This is a genomic window from Avibacterium paragallinarum, assembly GCF_011765605.1.
GTDB lineage: Bacteria > Pseudomonadota > Gammaproteobacteria > Enterobacterales > Pasteurellaceae > Avibacterium > Avibacterium paragallinarum.
Genome location: NZ_CP050316.1, coordinates 53299 through 74707, shown reverse-complemented (window position 1 = coordinate 74707; position 21409 = coordinate 53299). Strand labels below are relative to the sequence as shown.

The following is a 21409-nucleotide window of genomic DNA, read 5'->3' as shown; positions in this document are numbered from 1 at the left end:
ATCGCTAAACTTCTTTCACTTTTTTACAGTGTTACTTCGCTAAGCTCACTCGCACCCATAGCCCCGTTGGGAAGTGGCGGCTGTCGCGTAGCTCAATTTTTCCGCCATAGTTTTGGACAATTTGCTGGGCGATGGCAAGCCCTAATCCTGATCCCATTTGGTCTGAGCCAAGTATGCGATAGAACGGGTCGAACACGCGTTGGCGTTCCGCTGTAGGTATGCCGTTGCCGTTGTCTTCCACGTTCAAAATTAAATGCTCTGCCCTGTCTTCCGCCCAGAGGTCAATGCGGCTGCCCGTTGGCGTGTAGCGAATGGCGTTATCCACTAGGATTTTGATTAAAAGATAAAGTTCCGTTTCGTTGCCTTGAAAGAAAATCGGTTGGGGCGACTCCACGCCTAAATCTTGTTGTTTTTGTTCGGCGAGGGGGTATAAATCGGCGATCACTTGGCTAAATACTGATTGAATGGCACATAAAGTGCGGTGCGTTTTTTCGCCGTTTTGCATTCGAGCTAAGGAAAGTAATTGCTCCAAAAGATGGCGACTGCGTTGAATGCTTTGGTTGAGCTGTGCTACTTGCTGGACGGTTTCCGTCGGTAGCGGGTGCTGAGTGAGGCGTTCCGCCTGTAAGGAAATCACTGTCATCGGGCTACGCAATTCGTGCGAGGCATCGGCGATAAAGCGTTTTTGCTGTTGAATGAAGCGATCCGTGCGTGCTAAAAATTGGTTGATCGCCAACACGAAGCCCGTAATTTCATTGGGTAAATGGTTTGTCGGTAAGGGGGTGAGATCTTGCTGAGAACGTTGTAGCACTTTTTGCGAAAGCCGTTCGATGGGTTGCATTGTTTGGCGTGTGATCACATAAATCAGCACGGCGATAAGGGGCAAAATCAGCATAAAGGGAAGAAAATTCGCCAGTGCGGCGTGAATGGCTAAATCTTCGCGGTATTCATTTTCTTGTAGCACCACGATAACGCCTTGCGGCACGGTGCGAAGATAGCCGCGATACAACTTGCCCGCGTTTTTTAGGTCATAATGAAAGGAATTTTTTTTGTTATTCAATACTGCATAATGCCCTTTTTTTCGTGCGAAGGTGTAAAAATCATTTTGTGGATTTTCGGGCAATTTGAGCTGATCCGTAGGTTTATCCTTTGCAATAAAGTAAACCGCGATGCCGTTTTCATTGTATTTTTCTTCGTGTACAAAGTGCGGTGAGATGTAGCTCGAAATTTGTTTGAGCATTTCATCTTGCAGTTTATGAGTTTGGTAATAGGTATCGTAAAACGCCCAACCGCTGCCTAAAATCGCAACAATGACAACGGTCAAAATCAAGCTGAAACTGAGCCTTGCTTTTATGGAACGCATTATACCGCCTCCGTTTTCGCCATTAGCCAGCCCACGCCTCGCACATTTTTTATTCGCTCTTTGCCGAGTTTTTTCCGCAAGCTGTGAATAAGAAAATCAATGGCATTGCTCTCCACCTCTTCGCCCCACGCATAGATTTTGTCTTCTAGCTCTGCTCTGGAATGGATAATCCCCGCCCGCGTCATTAGCACTTGGAGCAAGGCAAATTCTTTGTTGCTCAGCGGAATGGCTTCGCCGTTCACTTCCACTTGGTAGGTAGTGGGGTCAAGGCTCATATCGCCGTTGATTACTTTCGGCGAGCTTTGTCCGTAATGGCGGCGTAAAATGGCACGAATGCGGGCTTGTAACTCGTTCATATCAAAGGGTTTTATCAAATAATCGTCTGCCCCGCCGTCTAGCCCCGCTAAACGGCTGTCTATGTCATCACGGGCGGTAACGATTAACACGGGCGTGGTGTTTTTCTGTTGGCGTAAGCGTTGCAATAACTGCAAGCCGTCTTGCCCTGGTAGCCCGAGATCCAACAAGACGAGATCATAAGTTTGCGTGATTAATGCCTGCTCGGCAGTGTTTCCGTTGTTCACCCAATCCACCGCATAATGGCTTTCTTTGAGGCTCTCCACCATTGCCTGTGCGATCATTTTGTCATCTTCCACTAATAAAATTCGCATTTTGCCTCCAAAAAACTAATAAAAAAACAACCGCACTTTATCAATGCGGTTGCTGAAGTCAAATTTCATTCGGTGTTAGAAACGCTCGCCCGTGTTGGCATCAAGGCGAAGTTTTTCGATTTTGCCATTCACGATCATTTTAATCTGATATTGCGGGCGATCTTTTTTCACCTTAAATTCAATCTCCTTGATTTTTCCGCCCGTTTGCTGTTGGGCGATGTCCATTGCTTGGGTGAGTGAAATTTTCACCTCTTGCTGCAAACGCTGGCGTTTTTCAGCCTGTTCCGCTTTTTGCTCAGATTTTGATCCCAACACGTCCCCCGTTTTGGCATCAATTTTAAATTCCTGCGTTTCGCTCTCTTTCAGCAATTTCACTTCATAGTAGAGATTGTCTTTCTTGTGCTTGAGTTCCACCTCGATCACTTTGCCGTCGAATTTGGATTTTGCCTGATCCATCGCTTGTTGTGCGGTGATGCTGGCTTGATCAAATATTGCGGTGTCTTTCAAGCTGTCCGCATAAGCCGTTCCCAATGCCCCGAAGGTTACTGCACCGATTAAGGCGGTGGCTAAAAGTGTTTTGCGTAAGTTTTTCATTGTATACTCCTTTGTTAATCATTAAAATTCATCGTAGGTTGCTGTTCACTTCCTTAACGACGGGAGCATTATAAAAAGCCAAAATTAGCACAAAATTAGCAAACACATTTTTTTCAAAAAAATTGCACCGCTCGCGGAAGCCTTTAATTCACTTCCTTAATGCGTAGCTCTCGCGGCACTTCAAACACGGTGTTTTCTTCGCAGCCTTGTAGCTCTTCCACTTGGGTTACGCCTAATTCTTTTAAGCGATTAACCACCGATTGCACCAGCACTTCAGGGGCAGATGCTCCTGCGGTAATGCCGATCGTAGAAACATTGTTCAGCCAAGCTTCTTCAATGTCATTAGCATCATCGATCAATTTCGCGGTAACGCCCATTCGGGTAGCCAGCTCTGCCAAGCGGTTTGAGTTTGAGGAATTTTTCGATCCCACAACGATCACCAAATCCGCTTGCTCTGCCAGCTCCCGCACCGCTTGCTGGCGGTTGGTGGTGGCATAGCAAATATCATTTTTACGCGGCCCCTGAATGGCGGGATATTTCGCTTTTAATGCTGCGATTACCTCGCTAGTGTCATCAATAGACAGGGTGGTTTGCGTCATAAAGGTGATGTCGTCCTCTTTGCTCAACGCCAGTTTGGCGATGTCTTCCACATCTTCCACCAAATAGATCCCACCCTCCGCGTTATCATATTGCCCCATTGTGCCTTCCACTTCGGGATGGCCTTCGTGTCCAATTAGCACGGCTTTTGTGCCTTTGCGACTGGCTCGTGCCACTTGCATATGCACTTTGGTAACCAACGGACAGGTGGCATCAAACACTTTTAGCTCGCGTTTTTTCGCTTCTTGACGCACCGCTTGGGAAACGCCGTGGGCGGAAAAAATCACAATCGCCCCATCTGGCACTTCGTCTAATTCTTCTACGAACACCGCACCACGCTCACGCAAACCATTGACCACAAAGCGATTATGCACCACTTCGTGGCGAACATAGATCGGTGCACCGTGAATTTCTAAAGCTAATTCCACAATGCTAATGGCACGATCTACGCCCGCACAGAAACCACGCGGGTTGGCTAAAATAATTTTCACTTGGCTTTCTCCGTTTTCTTCTCGCCATTTTTTATTGCATCAATGGCAAGCAATGCCGCCCCAATACAAATGGCAATATCTGCCACGTTAAACACGGGATAATGCCATTGTTGCCAATAAAAATCGAAAAAATCCACTACAAAGCCGTGGTAAGCCCGATCTGCCATATTAGCTAACGCACCGCCAATAATTAGAGCATAGGCACTATTTTGTAAGCGTTGGCTTGCTTTATTTTTGGCTAAAAATACGCAAAGCATTGCGGAAATGCCGATAGCAAGCAAAATGAAAAAGGTTTTTTGCCAGCCTGAATGATCCGCTAAAAAGCTAAAGGCTGCCCCATAGTTGCGGACATAGGTGAGGTTAAAAATGGGCAAAATTTGCACGCTGTCATACAGGGCAAAATGGCTCACAACGGCATATTTACTCAATAAATCGATGCCAAAAACCACCGCACTTAGCCAAAGGAACGCTAGTCCTGATTTTTTTAACATTGGGTATCCTGTTTTATTCAGCGATGTTTTTATCGCTACAATTCGCTATTTATTAATACGGGCAGACACACAGGTTCGCCCCGACAAATAGCTACACAAAAAGCGTGCGAAAAAAGCACCGCACTTTGTTATTTTGCAGACAAAGTGCGGTCAGATTTTTTGACGTTTTTTACGCGAAATGTCTGACTTCTCCCTCGCCGTCCACGTTTTCTACACAACGAGAACAAAGCGTTGGGTGGGCGGCGTTTTGTCCGATGGTGTCGGAATAATGCCAGCAACGCGGGCATTTTTCATTAGCAGAACGCACCACTTTCACTTTAAAGCCGTCCACTTCACCATCCTCAACATCAGCTTCGGCAAGTGGTTTCACTTCGGCTTTTGAGGTAATCAGCACAAAGCGTAATTCATCGCCTAATTGAGATAAAATCTTCGCGTATTCTTCGTTTGCGTAAAGGGTAACTTCCGCTTCCAATGCCGCACCTATCACTTTATCCGCACGGGCTTGCTCTAATACGCGATTGACTTCATCTCGCAGTTTTAGCACTTGTTGCCAGTAAGCGTCATTCATTGTTTCATCCGCGTTCAATGGGAATAATCCCTTGTAGAACTCTTCGGTAAACACAAATTCCGCACGCTCACCAGGGATATATTGCCAAATTTCATCAGCGGTAAAGGATAAAATTGGAGCAATCCAACGCACGAGGGCTTCGGCAATATGCCACAATGCAGTTTGACAGCTACGGCGTGCGAGGCTGTCCGCTTTGGTGGTGTATTGGCGATCTTTGATAATATCTAAATAGAACGATCCCATTTCGATTGAACAGAATTTCATCAAACGCTGAACCACCGCGTGGAATTGATAATTATCATAGGCTTCTTGGATTTCTTTTTGTGCGTTTAAAGCACAATCCACCGCCCAGCGATCGAGTACGATCATTTCTTCTGGCTTGACCAAATCCCGTTTCGGATCAAAGCCGTTAAGGTTTGCCAATAAGAAACGGGCGGTATTACGAATACGGCGATAGCTGTCTGCCGCACGTTTGAGGATTTCATCAGAAACCGACATTTCCCCTGTGTAATCGGTGGAAGCCACCCATAAACGTAAAATATCGCCGCCAAATTTGTCCATTACCTCTTGCGGTGTAACAATGTTGCCGATGGATTTCGACATTTTACGCCCTTGTCCGTCCACTGTGAAACCGTGGGTAAGTACTTGTTTATACGGGGCTTTATTGTCTGTTGCGGTGGAAAGCATTAAGGACGACATAAACCAACCGCGATGTTGATCCGAGCCTTCCAAATACATATCTGGCTCTTTGCCGTTAAACTCAGGGCGAACTTTCACGACAGAATTATAGGTTGACCCTGAATCGAACCACACATCAAGGGTGTCTGGTACTTTTTTGTAATCTTTCGCTTCTTCGCCAAGCAATTCTGCAGGATCGAGATCCCACCACGCTTGAATGCCCGCTTGCTCCACGCGTTTTGCCACTTCTTCGATTAATTCCAACGAACGCGGGTGTAGCTCTTCTGTGTCTTTATGAATAAACAGGGCGATCGGCACATTCCAAGTACGCTGACGGGAAATACACCAGTCTGGGCGGTTTTCTACCATTTTTTCAATGCGTGCTTGACCCCAATCTGGAATCCAACGCACTTTTTTAATTTCCTCTAACGCCTGCTTGCGTAAGCCGTTAGTTTCCATTCCGATAAACCATTGTGGTGTGGCACGGAAAATAATTGGCGTTTTGTGTCGCCAGCAATGCGGGTAGCTGTGGCGAATTTTTTGTACTTTTAACAGATTGCCTTTTTCAATGAGTTTTTCAATTACTAAGTCGTTACTTTCAAAGACTTTTTTGCCCGCGAAGAATGGTGTGTTGTCATTAAAGACACCTGCGTCAGTAATTAAATTCGCCATTTCTAAGCCGTATTTTTGTCCGACAATATAGTCGTCCTGACCGTGATCGGGAGCGGTATGCACTAAGCCCGTACCGCCGTCAGTAGTAACGTGATCGCCCAAAATCACAGGCACGCTATACTCATAGAATGGGTGGTTAAAGCGGAGCAATTCTAAATCCGCCCCTTTGGCTGAGCCTAGTACTTTCACATTTTCTTCACCAAGGGCTTTTTGCACGCTTTCCACCAAATCTTTGGCTAAAATCAAGCGTTTATCGCCAAATTGGAGCAGTTGATAATCTAAATCCGCATTCACCGCAATGGCACGGTTTGATGGCAACGTCCAAGGGGTGGTTGTCCAAATTACAGCAAAAATTTCACCACTCCCCGTTTCTGTTAAATTGAATTGATTTAACACCGCACTTTCATCAACGGCAGGGAATGCCACATAGATTGACGGCGAGGTTTTGTCTTCGTATTCCACTTCCGCTTCAGACAGCGAAGAAGCACAATCCAAGCACCAATGCACGGGCTTATAGCCTTTGTATAAATGGTTGTTTTCCACCACTTTGGCAAGGGTGCGAATGATATTCGCTTCGGTGTCATAATTCATTGTTAAATAAGGATTATCCCAATCCCCTAACACGCCCAAGCGGATAAAATCTTTCTTCTGCCCTTCCACTTGTTCATAGGCATATTTGCGACATTCTTCGCGGAATTGTGCGGCAGAAATTTTATCGCCCGCTTTACCTACCAAGCCTTCCACTTTTAATTCGATCGGCAAACCGTGGCAGTCCCAGCCCGGGATATAAGGGCTGTCAAAGCCCGCTGCGGTTTTAGATTTAATAATAATGTCTTTTAAAATTTTATTTACAGCGTGTCCAATGTGAATTGAGCCGTTGGCGTAAGGAGGACCATCGTGCAGAATAAAGGATTTTTTCCCCTGTGCTGCTTGTCTGATTTTGTCGTAAAGTTTTTTCTCATACCAATTTTTTAGCATTGCTGGCTCGCGTTTTGCCAGATCGCCACGCATTGGGAAACCTGTCGCTGGCAGGTTTAGCGTGTTTTTGTAATCTACAGTTTCATTCAACATTTGTTTTTTCCACGTTGTATAAAAATAAAATTTTGCATTTAATGCACAATGATTCCCGCATTATACGCATAAATAGCCTAATGTTAAAGAATGGGGGCTGGGAATTGTTATTCAATCCCTGATTAAAGTGCGGTGCTTTTTTGGAAACTTTTTTACCGCACTTTAAGCCATTGAACTCGTTCTTTTGGCTTGGCTAAAATAATCCTTTGCCACTTCCACATCTTTGGCAATTTGCTCTTTTAACGAGTCAAAAGAAGGGAATTTCACCTCATCACGGATTTTATCGCAGAGTTCCACTTGCAAGGGTTGCCCATAAATATCTTGTTTAAAATCAAACAGATGAACTTCGAGCAGTTGCTTCACACCATTAATGGTCGGGCGACGACCGATATTTGCCACGCCCTTATATTCCGCACCATTTGGCAATTTCACTTTCACCGCATAAACCCCTTTGACGGGATTGACTTGGCGTTGCAAACGAATGTTCGCGGTAGGAAAGCCGATGGTTCGCCCTAATTTATTGCCTTGCACCACGCGCCCATAAATGCAATAAGGCTTGCCTAATAATTGCTGGGCAAGGGCTAAATCGTCTTCCGCCAAGGCTTGACGAATTGCCGTGCTACTAATACGTTGCTCATTCAGCTGAAAACTGCAATTATCTTCCACTGTAAAGCCATATTTTTCGCCCGCTTGTTGCAATAAGGCAAAATCCCCTTGCCTCCCTGCACCGAAGCGAAAATCATCGCCGATACTCAAAAATTTCACCTTGAGCCGCTGTACCAAGTATTCTTGAATAAACTGCTCGGCGGAAAGGGAAGCAAAAGCCCGATTAAATTTGATACGAACCACATAATCCACGCCCAAATCCGCTAATGCACTTAATTTGTCCCGCAATCGCATTAGTCGTGGCGGTGCTTTATCCCCCATAAAATATTCGCTCGGCTGAGGCTCAAACAACATCACCACCATTGGCAAAGACAACGCCGTGGCTTTTTCGCGTAAATGGCGTAGCACAGCCTGATGCCCCAAATGCACACCGTCAAAATTACCAATGGTTAAAGCACAGCCCTGCTGCAACGCTTGGGGTAAATGGTTCAATCCTCGAATTAATTGCATTATTTAATTCCGTTATCAAAAATCATCGCATTATTATAATAAAATAACAAAATCACACCGCACTTTAATTTTCTACCGACTTATTTACCGATACAAAATGAGCTGAAGATGCTGCCGAGTAAATCATCGGAGGTAAACTGCCCAGTGATTTCGCTGAGGTGATTTTGCACCATTCGCAATTCTTCGGCGAGCAATTCGCCCGCGTGAAATTCAGTGAGCTGAATTAGCCCTGCTTGCAAATGTAAATCCGCTTGTTCTAGTGCTTCCAAATGGCGGCGGCGGGCTAAGAAGCCCCCTTCGGCACTGGTGTTATAACCCATTGCTTGCTTCAAATGTTCACGCAGTAAGTCCACGCCCACTTGGGTTTTCGCTGAAAGGCTAATGGTGGTTTGCCCATTTTGTTCGCGGAGAGTTTCTGCCTCGCCACTCAAATCCGCTTTGTTTCGCACAAGAGTTAAAGGGATATTATCGGGCAATTTTGCCAAAAATTCTGACCGCACTTGCGCGAGATTTTCTTCGCTATCAGTGCTGTCCAACATCAGGATAATGCGATCTGCTTGCTCAATTTCGTCCCACGCACGGCGAATCCCAATGCGTTCTACTTCATCGGTGGCATCACGCAAGCCTGCGGTATCAATGATATGCAACGGCATTCCGTCAATATGAATATGTTCCCGCAACACATCACGGGTTGTGCCTGCGATATCGGTAACAATGGCAGCTTCACGCCCTGCCAGTGCATTAAGTAGGCTAGATTTTCCCGCATTTGGGCGACCCGCGATCACTACTTTCATTCCCTCACGCAAAATCGTTCCTTGCTTGGCTTCCGCTCGCACGCTGTCAAGTTGAGCAATAATTTCACGCAATTTGGCTTCGATTTTGCCGTCGGCTAAGAAATCAATTTCTTCATCAGGAAAATCGATCGCCGCTTCCACATAGGTTCGCAGATAAATGACGGAATCCACCAACTGGTTGATTTTGTTGGAAAATTCCCCCTGCAAGGATTTTAAGGCTGAGCGTGCTGCTTGCTCAGAAGTGGCATCAATGAGATCGGCGATCGCCTCTGCTTGTGCAAGATCGAGTTTGTCGTTCAAAAATGCCTGCTCGGAAAATTCCCCTGGACGTGCTAAGCGAACGCCTTTCACTTGCAAAATGCGTTTGAGGAGAAGATCTAAAATGATCTGCCCACCGTGTCCTTGCAATTCAAGCACATCTTCGCCCGTGAAAGAGTTTGGGGCTTTGAAGAATAACGCAATTCCCTGATCTAACACCGTGCCATCGCTATCTTTGAAAGGCAAATAATTTGCCAAACGCGGTTTGAGAGGCTTGCCTAGCACCTCTTCAGCCACCTGATTGGCTAAAGGCCCTGACACCCTTAAAATCCCCACGCCCCCACGTCCGATCGGCGTGGCTTGGGCGACAATGGTTTCTTTTGTCATAAAAAATGTTTCCTAAAAACACCGCACTTTAAAATGCTTAGATTTTGTTAAGTTGATTTTAAATTTTTCTCAATGAGTTTTTAAATTTCTTCAATGACTGATTCGCCTGTTTCTTGCTCGCCGTCTAGCCATTGCCACTGTTCATTTAAACACAATTTGCCTGAAGGCAAGGAGGAAATTTTACTAACGCATTTGCCTAGGCGGTTTTCAAATTGCTGATTAAGATGTTGATAAGTAAAGCTAATTTCATTATCAGAAATAAATTTGCCAATCAGAAAACCTTTTTTAATTTCACCGCCTGCGTACTCAGCCCAAATCATCGTGCCTTGTTGAAAATAATGAAAACGCGTTTGGTTACTCACTTCCCCACTTTCGCTATTTACAACGGCGGCGAAGATTTTTTGGTTGAGGTTATACTCCATTACCATTCCTTACAAAGACAAATTTACTTTATTATATATTATTAAGTATTTATCTTTACTCATTTTTCTAGTAAAAATTGAAAATCCTCATAGCCTAAAGCGATATTCGAAAACACAATGAAAGATATAAAGTAAAAAAGGCGATCCATCGATCGCCTTTTCAGTAAAGTTTGTAATTATTTATTGCAACTTTCACAAGCAGCAGTAAACATCCACACTAATTTTTCTTGCTCTTTGATGTAGTCGCTCATTTGTGAAGCTGTACCTTCATCATCAGCATCGGCAGCTAAGGCGAGGATTTCGCGTTGTTGTTCCAACAAGGTTTTGAAACCACTTAACGTACCGCTTAAGCATTCTTGTGCTTCGCTTACACTAACGTGTTCTTTAATTAAAGATTTGGTTAAATATTCGCTGAACGCATTGCTTGGCGTATAGCCTAAAGTCAAAATACGCTCTGCGATTTCGTCCACTTTCACCACTAAATCATCATAAATTTCTTCAAATTTTGCGTGTAATTCAAAGAAGTTTACCCCTTTAATGTTCCAGTGATAACCACGCACGTTCATATAAAATACTTGATAAGTCGCAAGTAAGTTATTGAGTTCTTGTGCTAATTTTTCTGAAGTTGCTTTGTCTAAGCCGATATTTGTTGCCATAGTATGTTCTCCTCTGTTTTGTTGGAAATATAATAGGGATTAATCCCTTACAAATAAAATGGATATAAATGATAGATTTGATAGCTTAAAACTATTCATCACTCACCCATCGATAGCCTTAAGTTTTCAGCCAGTTAGCAATTAATGCCTTGCCCTGTTCTGAAATATAGGATTCTGGGTGAAATTGTACGCCAAAAATCGGCAAATGGCGATGCTGCATTGCCATAATCACATCGTCTTCGCAAGTGGCGGTAATCTCCAATTGAGGCGGAAAATGCTGCTGCGAGACCGCCCACGAATGATAAAGCCCAATTTGAAATTGGGTGGGCAAGCCGAAAAATAAGGCAGAATTTGACCGCACTTTGATTTGCTTTGCCTGCCCGTGTCGTACCTGCGGCAAATTATACAAGGTTGCGCCAAAAAACTGGCACAGGGTTTGATGCCCAAGGCAAACACCCAAAATGGATTTGCTATGCTGATAGCGCTCCAACATCGCAAACAGCTGTGGATAAGCACTTGGCACATCAGGGCCGGGGGAAATCAAAATATGGCTGAAATTATCCACTTCATCAAGGTTTAGCTGTTCCACATTCACCACAGAAAACGGCACGTCAAATTGACGAATTAAATCCACCAAATTATAGGTAAAAGAATCGTGATTATTGATAATTAATAAATTTGTGTTCATCTCAGGGATTCACTACAATGACCAAAATGTTTGTTATCTTACTTGATTAGCCCTTTTTATGCTATTGAATGACTTGATTTCACAAGCCAACCAACTAGGAAACCAGCGAACGCCCTTTTTCTTTTTGATTGATTTTGAACAGCAAAAGCCCATCATTTGCCCTCTTGAACAATGTGCAGAGCAAGGCATTTGGTTTGAATTTGCCAGCCAAAATAATCTTGCAACGGCACAAAAAGCCCCCCCAAAACAGCCCTTTAAGCTAGAAAAATTTCCCATTGATTTCGCCACTTATCAGCAAGGTTTTGAGATTGTGCAGCAGGCGTTACAGCAAGGAAATTCCTATTTGCTTAATCTGACTTATGCCACGCCGATTGCGATAAATTACGATCTAAATACACTTTTTTCTGCCACGCAGGCGAAATATAAACTCTTGTTTAAAAACGAGTTTGTCTGCTTTTCCCCTGAACCTTTCGTGAAAATCTCGCATAACCAAATTTTCACTTACCCAATGAAAGGCACGATTAACGCCAACTTGCCTGATGCAGAAAATCAATTGCTCAATTGCGAAAAAGAACAACGGGAACATTACACCATTGTGGATTTAATGCGTAATGATCTGGCTATCGTAGGGCAAAATGTGCAAGTAAAACGCTTTCGTTATTTAGAAAAGATTTTTACCGAACGTGGCGCGATCTGGCAAACAAGTTCTGAAATTTGCGCCGATCTTAAGAAAAACTGGCAAGCCAACATCGGCACAATGCTTAGCCAACTTTTACCCGCTGGCTCAATCAGCGGTGCGCCGAAAGAAAAAACCGTTGCCACCATTCAACAAGCCGAACTAGCACCACGGGGCTATTACACTGGCGTGTTTGGTATTTTTAACGGCGAAAGCCTAGAAAGTGCGGTGGCCATTCGCTTTATTTCTCAGCAAAACGGAAACACTGCTTTCCACAGTGGCGGCGGCATCACTATTCAAAGCCAAGCAGCGCAAGAATATCAAGAATTGTTAGAGAAAATTTATGTTCCACTTAAATATCAGGAAGGTGAAAAATAATGAATTTTCCTCTGTTTGAAACCCTATGCATTGAAAAGGGACAAGTGCAAAATCTTGCCCAACACCAACAGCGTTATGAAACTAGTCTGCGTGAATTTTATGCCGGGCAACCTTATGAAATTTTTTCCCTAGCAAAAATTCTGCGAAAAAACACCGCACTTTGGGCGAACAACCAAAGCTCGCTTATCCGCTGCCGTATCGACTACAACGCCACGCAATATCACCTGCAATGTTTTCCCTATCAGCGTAAAACCTACCAACGCTTTCAACCCGTAATTTGCGATGACATTGACTACCACCTCAAATACAGTGACCGTGCTATTTTCAATGAATTGCTGAAACAAAAAGGCGACTGCGATGAGATTATGATTATCAAAAATGGTAAGGTAACGGATTGTTCCATTGGTAATCTGGTGTTACGCCAAGGCTCACAATGGTTCACCCCCGACAGCCCATTGTTAATCGGCACCCAACGCACCGCATTGCTACAACAAAATAAAATTAAAGTGCGGTCAATTTTTCTCACGGATTTAGCTGACTATGAGGAAATTAGACTGATTAATGCATTGAATCCGTTGTGAGTTTTTAACCGCTCTTTTGATGATTTGTGTAGGGACTAGGCTGTGTGCCTGCCCGAATAGAGTGGTTGTGTTAAATGTTGGGCGGACACATCGGTCCGCCCCTTGTATATTAAAATTAATATAAAATAGCAACAAAACCCCGTTATCTGCATCTCGCATCCGCCCCAGGCAACAAACCGAGTTGTAGCAATGAGAGCAAATAACATTTCACCAAAAAACCGAACAGTTGCCAGACTTAAACCCGAATGCAAGGCAGGTTAATGATGAATGAACAAACTTATTGTGGTATTGATGTTGCTAAACGTCATTTCGTCATTGGGCTTTCTACCCAAAAACGAACAAAAACCGAAACCAACAACCCGAAAGGGATTGCACATACCATTGAGTATTTACGTCGTTTCAGTGTGGACTTAATTGTCCTTGAAAGCACCGGTGGGCTTGAACTTCCATTAGCTAAAGCACTCCACCGCACAGGCTTTCGTGTGGTGATTGCTAACCCGCGACAAACCAATCAGTTTGCGATGTCGCAGTCACTAGCAAAAACCGACAATAAAGATGCCAAAATGTTGGCTTTTTACGCCCAAATGCTCGCAATGCGTGATAATGTAGCACAACAGCTACACACTAAAGCTCCTTGAATCTGTTGTTGTTCAATGGAAAAGGTGCTAGGATCGGTTCAATATTCGTTCAAGTCTATTAGAGAGAAGCCAAATGTTTAAAGAAAAAGGTTATGATGAATTTTTAGCGGAAAAAATCCGCCGTGGCGATGAGGATTTTAAAGCGGGGCGTGTTTTAACGCTAGAAGAATCCAGACGACAAACACTTGCATTGCTTGAACGCAAGGCGCGTGAATTCGAAGAAATGGAAAATCATTCCTATGTATAAGGTTATTGTTAGCCAAGAAGCACAAAATAACATCAATCATATTGTAGAAAATGTAGCTGAATTTACCTATTCTTTCATCAGTGGTATGAAACTCTACCAAGATATTCACGCCAAAATTGATATGATTGCCTTTATGCCCCAAGCTATCGGTCGAATGCGCAATGATGGAACGCGCGAAGCCTTTTGCCGTGGTTATCGTATTGTTTATGATATTTTAGACGATGAAGTGCATATCAAAACCATTATTCATAGTCGCAGGCTTTATCCACGTCCTTAATAAGCACTTTATACCAATAGATTTTCCTTTCAGTTTTCGGCAAGATTGCATAGAATAAAACCATCTTTTCATTCAATAAAAGGAAATAAAATGACAACAATTATTCATACAGAAAAAGCACCTGCGGCGATTGGGCCTTATGTGCAAGCGGTGGATTTAGGCAATTTAGTGCTAACTTCTGGGCAAATTCCGGTTAATCCTGCAACAGGTGAAGTGCCTGTGGATATTGTAGCTCAAGCGCGCCAATCTTTAGAAAATGTTAAAGCCATTATTGAACAAGCGGGTTTAACTGTGGCTGATATTGTGAAAACGACGGTTTTTGTTAAAGACTTAAATGATTTTGCTACAGTAAATGCAGAATATGAACGTTTCTTTAAAGAAAATAATCACCCTAACTTTCCTGCTCGCTCTTGTGTTGAAGTGGCTCGATTGCCAAAAGATGTGGGCTTAGAGATTGAAGCGATTGCCGTAAGAAAATAATCCCTCCCAAATAAGGGCGAATGCCATCGCCCTTTTTTCGTTTTTATTCTTTTTTATTTTACGCCAAGGCATATTTGATCAAGCCGAAGGCAATAAACCACATAATAATCCCGGTTGAGCAATCCAACAAACGCCAAGTGATTGGTTTTTGGAAAAAGGGGATCAGCAATCTTGAGCCATAACCCACACTGAAAAACCACAACCCTGACGCGGAAATCGTGCCGAGCAGAAACGCGGTTTTATGCTCAATACTTAACGTGCCAGCAATACCGCCTACGATAACAATGGTATCCAAATAAACGTGCGGATTAAGAAAAGTGAGCGCGAGGGCGATCGCCACCGTTCTTTTAAGGGATAAGCTTGCCCCTTGTTCTAAGGCGAGCGCGGTGTTATTGCGATAGGCGGAGAGGAAAGCTCTTGCCCCATAAACCAGCAAAAATAGCCCACCCACTAAAGCCAACGCAACGCTAGCGATTTTTTCTTGGCTGATGAAATGCCCTAAGCCAAACACGCCAAGGGAAAACAATAAGCAATCACAGAGAAAAAATAACACACAAAGCACGAAAACGTGCTGTTTGAGCAAGCCTTGTTTAAGTAAAAATGTGTTTTGTGCACCAATGGTGGCGATAAGCCCAAAGCACATTAAAAAGCCTTGTAGATAAAATTCCATTGCTTTCCCCTAGTTATTCCCTAATGATTCAAAACGGCGATTATAAAAGCCACAGGTGAAAATAATCAATCACAAAGGGCAAATTCCCTTAAACTTTGCCTTATTAAGTAGTACACTATCCGCCATCGTTTTTTGTGATTTTTGAGGGATAAAATGAAACCATTTTTAATTGCCCCATCGATTTTATCAGCGGATTTGGCGTGCTTAGGCGAAGATGTGGAAAACGTGCTAAAGTGCGGTGCAGATTTAATTCATTTTGATGTAATGGATAACCATTATGTGCCAAATTTAACCTTTGGCCCTGCAGTATGCAAAGCCCTGCGTGATTACGGCATCACCGCCCCCATTGATGTGCATTTAATGGTGAAACCGGTGGATCGTTTAATCCCTGATTTTGCCAAAGCAGGGGCGAATTACATCACTTTCCACCCTGAAGCCACAGAGCATATCGATCGCTCATTGCAACTTATTCGTGATAATGGCTGCAAAGCAGGCTTGGTGTTTAATCCCGCTACGCCATTGAGCTATTTGGATTATGTGATGGATAAAGTGGATATGATCTTGCTGATGTCAGTAAATCCGGGGTTTGGCGGTCAGTCTTTTATTCCTGCGACGTTGGAAAAATTAAAACAAGCTCGCCAACGCATTGATGAAAGTGGTTTGGATATTCGTTTAGAAGTTGATGGTGGGGTTAAAGTGAATAATATTGCGGAAATTGCACGCGCAGGGGCGGATACCTTTGTGGCTGGCTCGGCAATTTTCGATCAACCCGATTATCAAAAAGTGATTGACGAAATGCGTCAAGAATTAAGTAAGGTAAGCAAATAATGACATCACAATTTAAACTGATTGGTTTCGATTTAGACGGCACGCTAGTAAACAGCCTGCCTGACTTAGCCCTTTCGGTGAATTCTGCGTTAAGTGAAGTAGATTTGCCGCCAGCGCCTGAAGAATTAGTGCTAACTTGGATCGGCAATGGCGCGGGCGTATTGATTGGACGCGCATTGGAATGGGCAACCGCACAAACTGGCAAAACATTAAGTGCGGTGGAAATTGAGCAAGTAAAAACGCGCTTTAATTTTTATTATGGCGAAAACCTGTGTAATCTCAGCCATTTATATCCTAATGTGAAAGAAACGCTCACCGCGTTAAAAGAACGTGGCTTTATTTTAGCTGTGGTAACCAATAAGCCAACACAACACGTTCTCCCTGTGCTAAAAGCCTTTGGCATTGATCATTTATTTAGCGAAACCTTAGGGGGGCAATCCTTACCACAAATCAAACCACACCCCGCTCCGCTTTATTATTTATGCGGTAAATTTGGCTTATATCCAAAACAAATTTTATTTGTGGGTGATTCAAGAAATGACATTATTGCCGCCACTTCTGCTGGTTGCCCTGTGGTGGGATTAACCTACGGCTACAATTACAATATTCCTATTGCAGAAGCGCACCCTGATTGGGTTTTTGATGATTTCGCGCAAATTCTGCAAATTGTTTAATATGAATTAAAAAGGATATAACAATGACCAAACCTATCGTATTTAGTGGCGTTCAGCCTTCTGGTGAATTGACTATTGGTAACTACCTTGGCGCGTTACGCCAATGGGTGAAAATGCAAGATGATTATGAATGCCTGTTTTGTATCGTGGATCAACACGCCATCACAGTTCGTCAAGATCCTCAAAAATTACATTCTGCTACCCTTGATGTGCTAGCGTTGTATTTAGCTTGCGGCATTGATCCTGAAAAAAGCACGATTTTTATTCAATCGCACGTTCCAGAACACGCTCAGCTTGCGTGGGTGCTAAATTGTTACACCTATTTTGGCGAAATGGGGCGTATGACCCAATTTAAGGATAAATCCGCACGCCACGCCGAAAATGTGAATGTTGGATTATTTACCTATCCTGTTTTAATGGCGGCAGATATTTTGCTTTACCAAACCAATCAAGTGCCAGTGGGGGAAGATCAAAAGCAACATTTAGAAATCACCCGTGATATTGCACAGCGCTTCAACGCGCTTTATGGCGAACATTTTGCTATTCCAGAAGTATTTATTCCGAAGGCGGGCGCGCGCGTGATGTCGTTACTTGAGCCAGAGAAAAAAATGTCGAAATCCGACGAAAATCGCAACAACGTGATTGGTATGTTAGAAGATCCAAAATCGGTGGTGAAGAAAATTAAACGAGCGGTAACGGATTCTGACGAGCCACCTGTGATTCGTTATGACGTAAAAAACAAGGCAGGCGTGTCTAACTTGTTAGATATTTTGGCGGGGATTACCGGCAAAAGCATTGCTGAATTAGAGGCAGAATTTGACGGCAAAATGTACGGTCATTTAAAAACCGCCGTTGCCGATGAAGTGTCTGCAATGCTCACCCAGTTGCAAGAACGCTATCACCATTTCCGTAATGATGAAGCTTTATTACATAAAATTGCCGCCGAAGGGGCGAAAAAAGCCCAAGCCCGTGCTAAAGCCACATTAGATGCGGTGTACAAAGCCATTGGTTTTGTTGCGCCTTAATTACTCCCTTTAAATTAGGCGAAAAACTCGCCTAATTTTCACCGCACTTTGTATTAACTTATAAAATTAGTTTCATTTTCATATAAAGCTAGATACAAGTTGCACAATAAATCAAACTAACTCTATAAAAATCGGAAAATACCTATCAATATAACAATATAAACAGGAAGGAAAATGCAATGACAACATTAGGTACAGCCCTCACCCCCAACGCTACAAAAGTGATGATGTTAGGCTCAGGGGAGCTGGGGAAAGAAGTGGTCATCGAATTACAACGCTTAGGCGTAGAAGTAATTGCGGTGGATCGCTATGAAAACGCACCTGCTCAGCAAGTGGCACACCGTGCTTATACCATTTCGATGCTTGATGGCAAAGCCTTGAGAGCATTGGTTGAAAAAGAACAGCCTGATTATATCGTGCCTGAAGTGGAAGCCATCGCCACTGAAACCTTAGTGGAATTGGAGCAAGCGGGCTTTAATGTCGTGCCGACTGCGAAAGCCACCCGCTTAACGATGAACCGTGAGGGCATTCGCCGTTTAGCCGCCGAAGAATTGGGCTTGCCAACCTCTCATTATCAATTTGTGGACAACTTTGCCGATTTCCAAAGTGCGGTGGAAAAAATTGGCATTCCTTGCGTAGTGAAGCCTATTATGTCGTCATCGGGACACGGGCAAAGCGTCATTAGATCCCTTGATGAATTGCAACGGGCTTGGGATTACGCCCAACAAGGCGGACGAGCAGGCGGCGGGCGTGTGATCGTCGAGGGATTTGTGAAATTCGATTATGAAATCACCTTGCTCACTGTGCGTCATATTGGCGGTACGTCTTTTCTTGCCCCTATTGGACATCGTCAAGAAAATGGTGATTACCGAGAATCTTGGCAGCCGCAAGCGATGTCTGAAGAGGCTCTCGCTAAGGCACAACAAATTGCGGAGAAAATTACCACCGCACTTGGCGGGCGTGGGATTTTCGGAGTGGAAATGTTTGTGGCAGGCGATGAGGTGATTTTCAATGAAGTGTCCCCTCGTCCGCACGATACGGGTATGGTCACGCTGATTTCACAAGAGCTTTCCGAATTTGCCTTGCACGCCAGAGCCATTTTGGGGCTGCCAATCCCGCCAATCTCGTTGCTCAGTCCTGCCGCTTCCAAAGCTATTGTGGTGGAGGGGCAGTCGCAACAAGTGCAATTTGGCAGTTTGGAAAAGGTGCTTGCCGAGCCTAACACGGACATTCGTTTGTTTGGTAAAGGTGGAGTCAATGGACATCGCCGAATGGGTGTGGTGCTGGCTCGCGATGAAAGCGTTGAAAAAGCCTTGCAAAAAGTGGAACGGGCTTACGCACAGCTCCACATTACCTTATAAAAACATTGAGCATTATTCTATAATGCTCATTTTTTATGCTTGAAACCCAACGGCTGAAATATAAAATAAAACGCTGTAAAAAAGCACCGCACTTAGTGCCAGCCCTTTTCTCGCAAGGGAGGCATTACGTTGATGACAGAGATAAAGCATCCGTGCCATAATGCCTAAAAGAAAAGGATATACCCAAAAAAAGATCGACATTAACGTCATTTGGAGATCGGAAAGCTGGGGATTTTTGAGTAAATTAGGGGAAATCAGCAAGGCTAGCGGCCAAAGCAAAATGGGTAAGCAAAACATTGCTAACGCCCAAGTAAAGGGGGAAAAGCCGCTTGGCATTGATTGTTTTTTCATTTTTTCCTCAGGATTATCAACTTAAATTACAAAAAAGGAATATAGCAAATGCACCGTTTATTTGGTAGCGAAATCAGTAATTGGACATACCATTTTCGCGATTATATTTTGCAAAAATACAAGGTGGAATTAATCATCAAAGAAGAACAAACGGAACACGGGATAATGCTCGTTGCCTATGTGGATTCCCATTGCCCAGTGCTTACTCAAATTGAACAAGAATGCAACGAATTTTTGCGAAACCCTTTTGATTCGCGTTATGAGCAATTCAGTTGGCAAACGGGGCAAGTAGAAAAAAGGGAAAAAATAAAATGGGCGAATTGGCTTCCTGCCCTCTCTTTCCTTGACGTTGGCAAAAAACAAAAATTCACGGTTTTTATTACCGCACTTTGTCTTGTCATCTATTTTTTCCAACTGATCGGTTTCGAGCTGCCTATTTTATTATTCTCCCATTATCCCGAAAATGCCTCTCAGCAAGGGGAATTGTGGCGATATTTTAGCCATAGCCTTGTTCATCTTTCCCCTTGGCATATCACCTTTAATCTAGTGTGGTGGTGGATTTTTGCGGGGCAAATCGAACAAAAATGTGGCACAAGCCAGCTTGTCATATTATATTTAGTTTCGGCTTTTCTCAGCGGATTTGCTCAAAATATGGCATCGGGTGCGGCATTCTTTGGGCTTTCTGGCGTGGTGTATGCGGTGTTAGGCTATGTGTTGGTATTAGATAAATTGAGCAATCAGCAAAAATTTCACTTACCCCAAGGTTTTTTCACTATGTTATTAGTGGGGATCGCGTTCGGTTTCGTCAGCCCGCTCATTGGCGTTTCAATGGGGAACACCGCCCATATTACGGGCTTGTTTACGGGCGTTGTGCTGGCATTGTTAAAAATTCGCGTTGGTAAAGCTTAAAATACCTTATAAAAAATATCAGGAAGAAAAATGAAACAATCACAACGACATAAAAAAATTATTTCACTAGTTAAACAAAATGGTTATTTAAGCACTGAAGATTTGGTGAATTTATTGGGCGTTAGCCCACAAACAATCCGCCGTGATCTCAATGAATTAGCGGAAAACAATTTAATCAGCCGTCATCACGGTGGTGCGGCTTCCCCTTCCACATCAGAAAATTCCGATTATGTGGAACGCAAACATTTCTTCTCCACAGAAAAACGGCGTATTGCGGAAGAAGTGGCGAAACTCATTCCAAACGGGGCATCTTTGTTTATGGATATTGGCACAACCCCAGAAGCGGTGGCGAATGCCTTGTTAAATCACAAAAATTTACGCATTGTGACCAACAATCTGAACGCCGCTTATATCCTAATGCAAAATAAAAGTTTTGACATCACAATGGCGGGCGGTTCACTGCGACAAGACGGTGGTATCATCGGCGAAGCCACTGTGGCTTTTATCAAACAATTCCGCTTAGATTTTGGCATATTGGGGATCAGTGCCATTGACAGCGACGGCACATTATTAGATTACGATTACCACGAAGTGCAAGTGAAACGGGCGATTATGGAAAGCTCCCGCAACACCATTCTTGCCACAGACCATTCTAAATTTAACCGCCGTGCAATAGTGTGTTTAGGCTCACTCGCCGAACTAAGTCATCTTTTCACCGACACCTCACCGTCGGAAAGTATCCGCCAATTATTAGAAGCCAGTAACACAGCGGTGCATATTTGCGAATAAAACGCACCGCA

General features: G+C 43.8%; 24 protein-coding genes and 1 pseudogene. 12 read left to right on the top strand and 13 right to left on the bottom strand.

All coding sequences use genetic code 11. The annotated features are described in order from the left end of the window. Positions 1 to 31 precede the first annotated feature (31 nt). From HBL79_RS00365 to HBL79_RS00315, 11 genes are all read right to left on the bottom strand, one after another. The gene (locus HBL79_RS00365) at positions 32 to 1363 is read right to left on the bottom strand and encodes an ATP-binding protein (RefSeq protein ID WP_017805311.1); all 1332 of its coding nucleotides are present in this window, start codon (positions 1361 to 1363) and stop codon (positions 32 to 34) included. Beyond that, positions 1363 to 2031 (bottom strand): response regulator, encoded by a 669-nt coding sequence (locus tag HBL79_RS00360; RefSeq protein ID WP_035687942.1) that lies wholly within the window; start codon positions 2029 to 2031, stop codon positions 1363 to 1365. Before HBL79_RS00360 ends, HBL79_RS00365 begins: the two co-directional genes overlap by 1 nt. 75 nt (positions 2032 to 2106) lie before the next feature. Continuing rightward, the gene (locus HBL79_RS00355; RefSeq protein WP_035687945.1) at positions 2107 to 2625 is read right to left on the bottom strand and encodes a PepSY domain-containing protein; all 519 of its coding nucleotides are present in this window, start codon (positions 2623 to 2625) and stop codon (positions 2107 to 2109) included. A gap of 143 nt (positions 2626 to 2768) precedes the next feature. Continuing rightward, the gene (gene ispH, locus HBL79_RS00350; RefSeq protein WP_035687950.1) at positions 2769 to 3713 is read right to left on the bottom strand and encodes a 4-hydroxy-3-methylbut-2-enyl diphosphate reductase; all 945 of its coding nucleotides are present in this window, start codon (positions 3711 to 3713) and stop codon (positions 2769 to 2771) included. Next, a complete protein-coding gene (gene lspA / locus HBL79_RS00345; RefSeq protein WP_017805307.1) occupies positions 3710 to 4204 on the bottom strand; it encodes a signal peptidase II in 495 nt (164 codons plus the stop codon). The genes ispH and lspA overlap by 4 nt, the downstream gene beginning before the upstream one ends. A 169-nt stretch (positions 4205 to 4373) precedes the next feature. Next, entirely contained in the window at positions 4374 to 7193 is a 2820-nt protein-coding gene (gene ileS, locus HBL79_RS00340) for an isoleucine--tRNA ligase (protein WP_035687953.1), read from the bottom strand. Positions 7194 to 7355: 162 nt separating this feature from the next. Beyond that, positions 7356 to 8309 (bottom strand): bifunctional riboflavin kinase/FAD synthetase, encoded by a 954-nt coding sequence (gene ribF, locus HBL79_RS00335; RefSeq protein WP_017807295.1) that lies wholly within the window; start codon positions 8307 to 8309, stop codon positions 7356 to 7358. A gap of 80 nt (positions 8310 to 8389) precedes the next feature. Continuing rightward, a complete protein-coding gene (gene mnmE / locus HBL79_RS00330) occupies positions 8390 to 9748 on the bottom strand; it encodes a tRNA uridine-5-carboxymethylaminomethyl(34) synthesis GTPase MnmE (RefSeq protein WP_017807296.1) in 1359 nt (452 codons plus the stop codon). Between the two features lie 80 nt (positions 9749 to 9828). After that, positions 9829 to 10170 (bottom strand): avidin-fold protein, encoded by a 342-nt coding sequence (locus HBL79_RS00325; RefSeq protein WP_017807297.1) that lies wholly within the window; start codon positions 10168 to 10170, stop codon positions 9829 to 9831. Between the two features lie 176 nt (positions 10171 to 10346). Then, positions 10347 to 10826, bottom strand: a complete 480-nt coding sequence (locus HBL79_RS00320) for a Dps family protein (RefSeq protein WP_017807299.1) — start codon at positions 10824 to 10826, stop codon at positions 10347 to 10349. Positions 10827 to 10944: 118 nt separating this feature from the next. Beyond that, a complete protein-coding gene (locus tag HBL79_RS00315) occupies positions 10945 to 11514 on the bottom strand; it encodes an anthranilate synthase component II (RefSeq protein ID WP_035687955.1) in 570 nt (189 codons plus the stop codon). A 58-nt stretch (positions 11515 to 11572) separates the two neighbouring features. On the opposite strand from HBL79_RS00315, the gene HBL79_RS00310 reads away from it, so the two are divergent. The 6 genes and pseudogenes from HBL79_RS00310 (at position 11573) to HBL79_RS00285 (ending at position 14791) form a co-directional block, all read left to right on the top strand. Further along, positions 11573 to 12568 carry an aminodeoxychorismate synthase component I gene (locus tag HBL79_RS00310; protein ID WP_017807301.1) on the top strand — a complete coding sequence of 332 codons (996 nt, stop codon included), beginning with the start codon at positions 11573 to 11575 and terminating at the stop codon, positions 12566 to 12568. Further along, positions 12568 to 13149 (top strand): aminotransferase class IV family protein, encoded by a 582-nt coding sequence (locus HBL79_RS00305; protein WP_035687957.1) that lies wholly within the window; start codon positions 12568 to 12570, stop codon positions 13147 to 13149. The genes HBL79_RS00310 and HBL79_RS00305 overlap by 1 nt, the downstream gene beginning before the upstream one ends. Before the next feature lie 260 nt (positions 13150 to 13409). Continuing rightward, positions 13410 to 13754 (top strand): annotated as a pseudogene (locus tag HBL79_RS00300) (IS110 family transposase); the annotation flags it as partial. A gap of 106 nt (positions 13755 to 13860) precedes the next feature. Next, positions 13861 to 14034: a hypothetical protein gene (locus tag HBL79_RS00295; protein WP_167316901.1), complete on the top strand. Its 174-nt coding sequence runs from the start codon at positions 13861 to 13863 to the stop codon at positions 14032 to 14034. After that, the gene (locus HBL79_RS00290) at positions 14027 to 14311 is read left to right on the top strand and encodes a type II toxin-antitoxin system RelE/ParE family toxin (RefSeq protein WP_035687960.1); all 285 of its coding nucleotides are present in this window, start codon (positions 14027 to 14029) and stop codon (positions 14309 to 14311) included. Before HBL79_RS00295 ends, HBL79_RS00290 begins: the two co-directional genes overlap by 8 nt. Positions 14312 to 14401: 90 nt before the next feature. Next, a complete protein-coding gene (locus tag HBL79_RS00285; protein WP_035687963.1) occupies positions 14402 to 14791 on the top strand; it encodes a RidA family protein in 390 nt (129 codons plus the stop codon). Between the two features lie 58 nt (positions 14792 to 14849). On the opposite strand, the gene HBL79_RS00280 is transcribed toward HBL79_RS00285, so the two are convergent. Next, positions 14850 to 15461, bottom strand: a complete 612-nt coding sequence (locus tag HBL79_RS00280) for a LysE/ArgO family amino acid transporter (RefSeq protein WP_035687965.1) — start codon at positions 15459 to 15461, stop codon at positions 14850 to 14852. Positions 15462 to 15614: 153 nt separating this feature from the next. On the opposite strand from HBL79_RS00280, the gene rpe reads away from it, so the two are divergent. The 4 genes from rpe (at position 15615) to purT (ending at position 19349) form a co-directional block, all read left to right on the top strand. After that, on the top strand, positions 15615 to 16289 hold the full coding sequence (gene rpe / locus HBL79_RS00275; protein ID WP_035687967.1) for a ribulose-phosphate 3-epimerase: 675 nt from the start codon (positions 15615 to 15617) through the stop codon (positions 16287 to 16289). Beyond that, complete coding sequence (locus HBL79_RS00270; protein ID WP_046097261.1) at positions 16289 to 16963, top strand: phosphoglycolate phosphatase; 675 nt, start codon at positions 16289 to 16291, stop codon at positions 16961 to 16963. The genes rpe and HBL79_RS00270 overlap by 1 nt, the downstream gene beginning before the upstream one ends. A gap of 23 nt (positions 16964 to 16986) precedes the next feature. Continuing rightward, complete coding sequence (gene trpS, locus HBL79_RS00265; RefSeq protein ID WP_035687974.1) at positions 16987 to 17988, top strand: tryptophan--tRNA ligase; 1002 nt, start codon at positions 16987 to 16989, stop codon at positions 17986 to 17988. 179 nt (positions 17989 to 18167) lie between these two features. After that, the gene (gene purT / locus HBL79_RS00260) at positions 18168 to 19349 is read left to right on the top strand and encodes a formate-dependent phosphoribosylglycinamide formyltransferase (RefSeq protein WP_035687976.1); all 1182 of its coding nucleotides are present in this window, start codon (positions 18168 to 18170) and stop codon (positions 19347 to 19349) included. A gap of 33 nt (positions 19350 to 19382) precedes the next feature. Here the strand turns inward: purT and HBL79_RS00255 are convergent, their stop codons facing one another. Beyond that, complete coding sequence (locus tag HBL79_RS00255; RefSeq protein ID WP_035687978.1) at positions 19383 to 19700, bottom strand: DUF5389 domain-containing protein; 318 nt, start codon at positions 19698 to 19700, stop codon at positions 19383 to 19385. A 48-nt stretch (positions 19701 to 19748) separates the two neighbouring features. Between HBL79_RS00255 and HBL79_RS00250 the strand changes: the two genes are divergently transcribed. Beyond that, positions 19749 to 20609: a rhomboid family intramembrane serine protease gene (locus tag HBL79_RS00250; protein WP_035687980.1), complete on the top strand. Its 861-nt coding sequence runs from the start codon at positions 19749 to 19751 to the stop codon at positions 20607 to 20609. Between the two features lie 30 nt (positions 20610 to 20639). Continuing rightward, entirely contained in the window at positions 20640 to 21398 is a 759-nt protein-coding gene (locus tag HBL79_RS00245) for a DeoR/GlpR family transcriptional regulator (RefSeq protein WP_035687983.1), read from the top strand. The last annotated feature ends 11 nt before the right edge of the window (positions 21399 to 21409 follow it).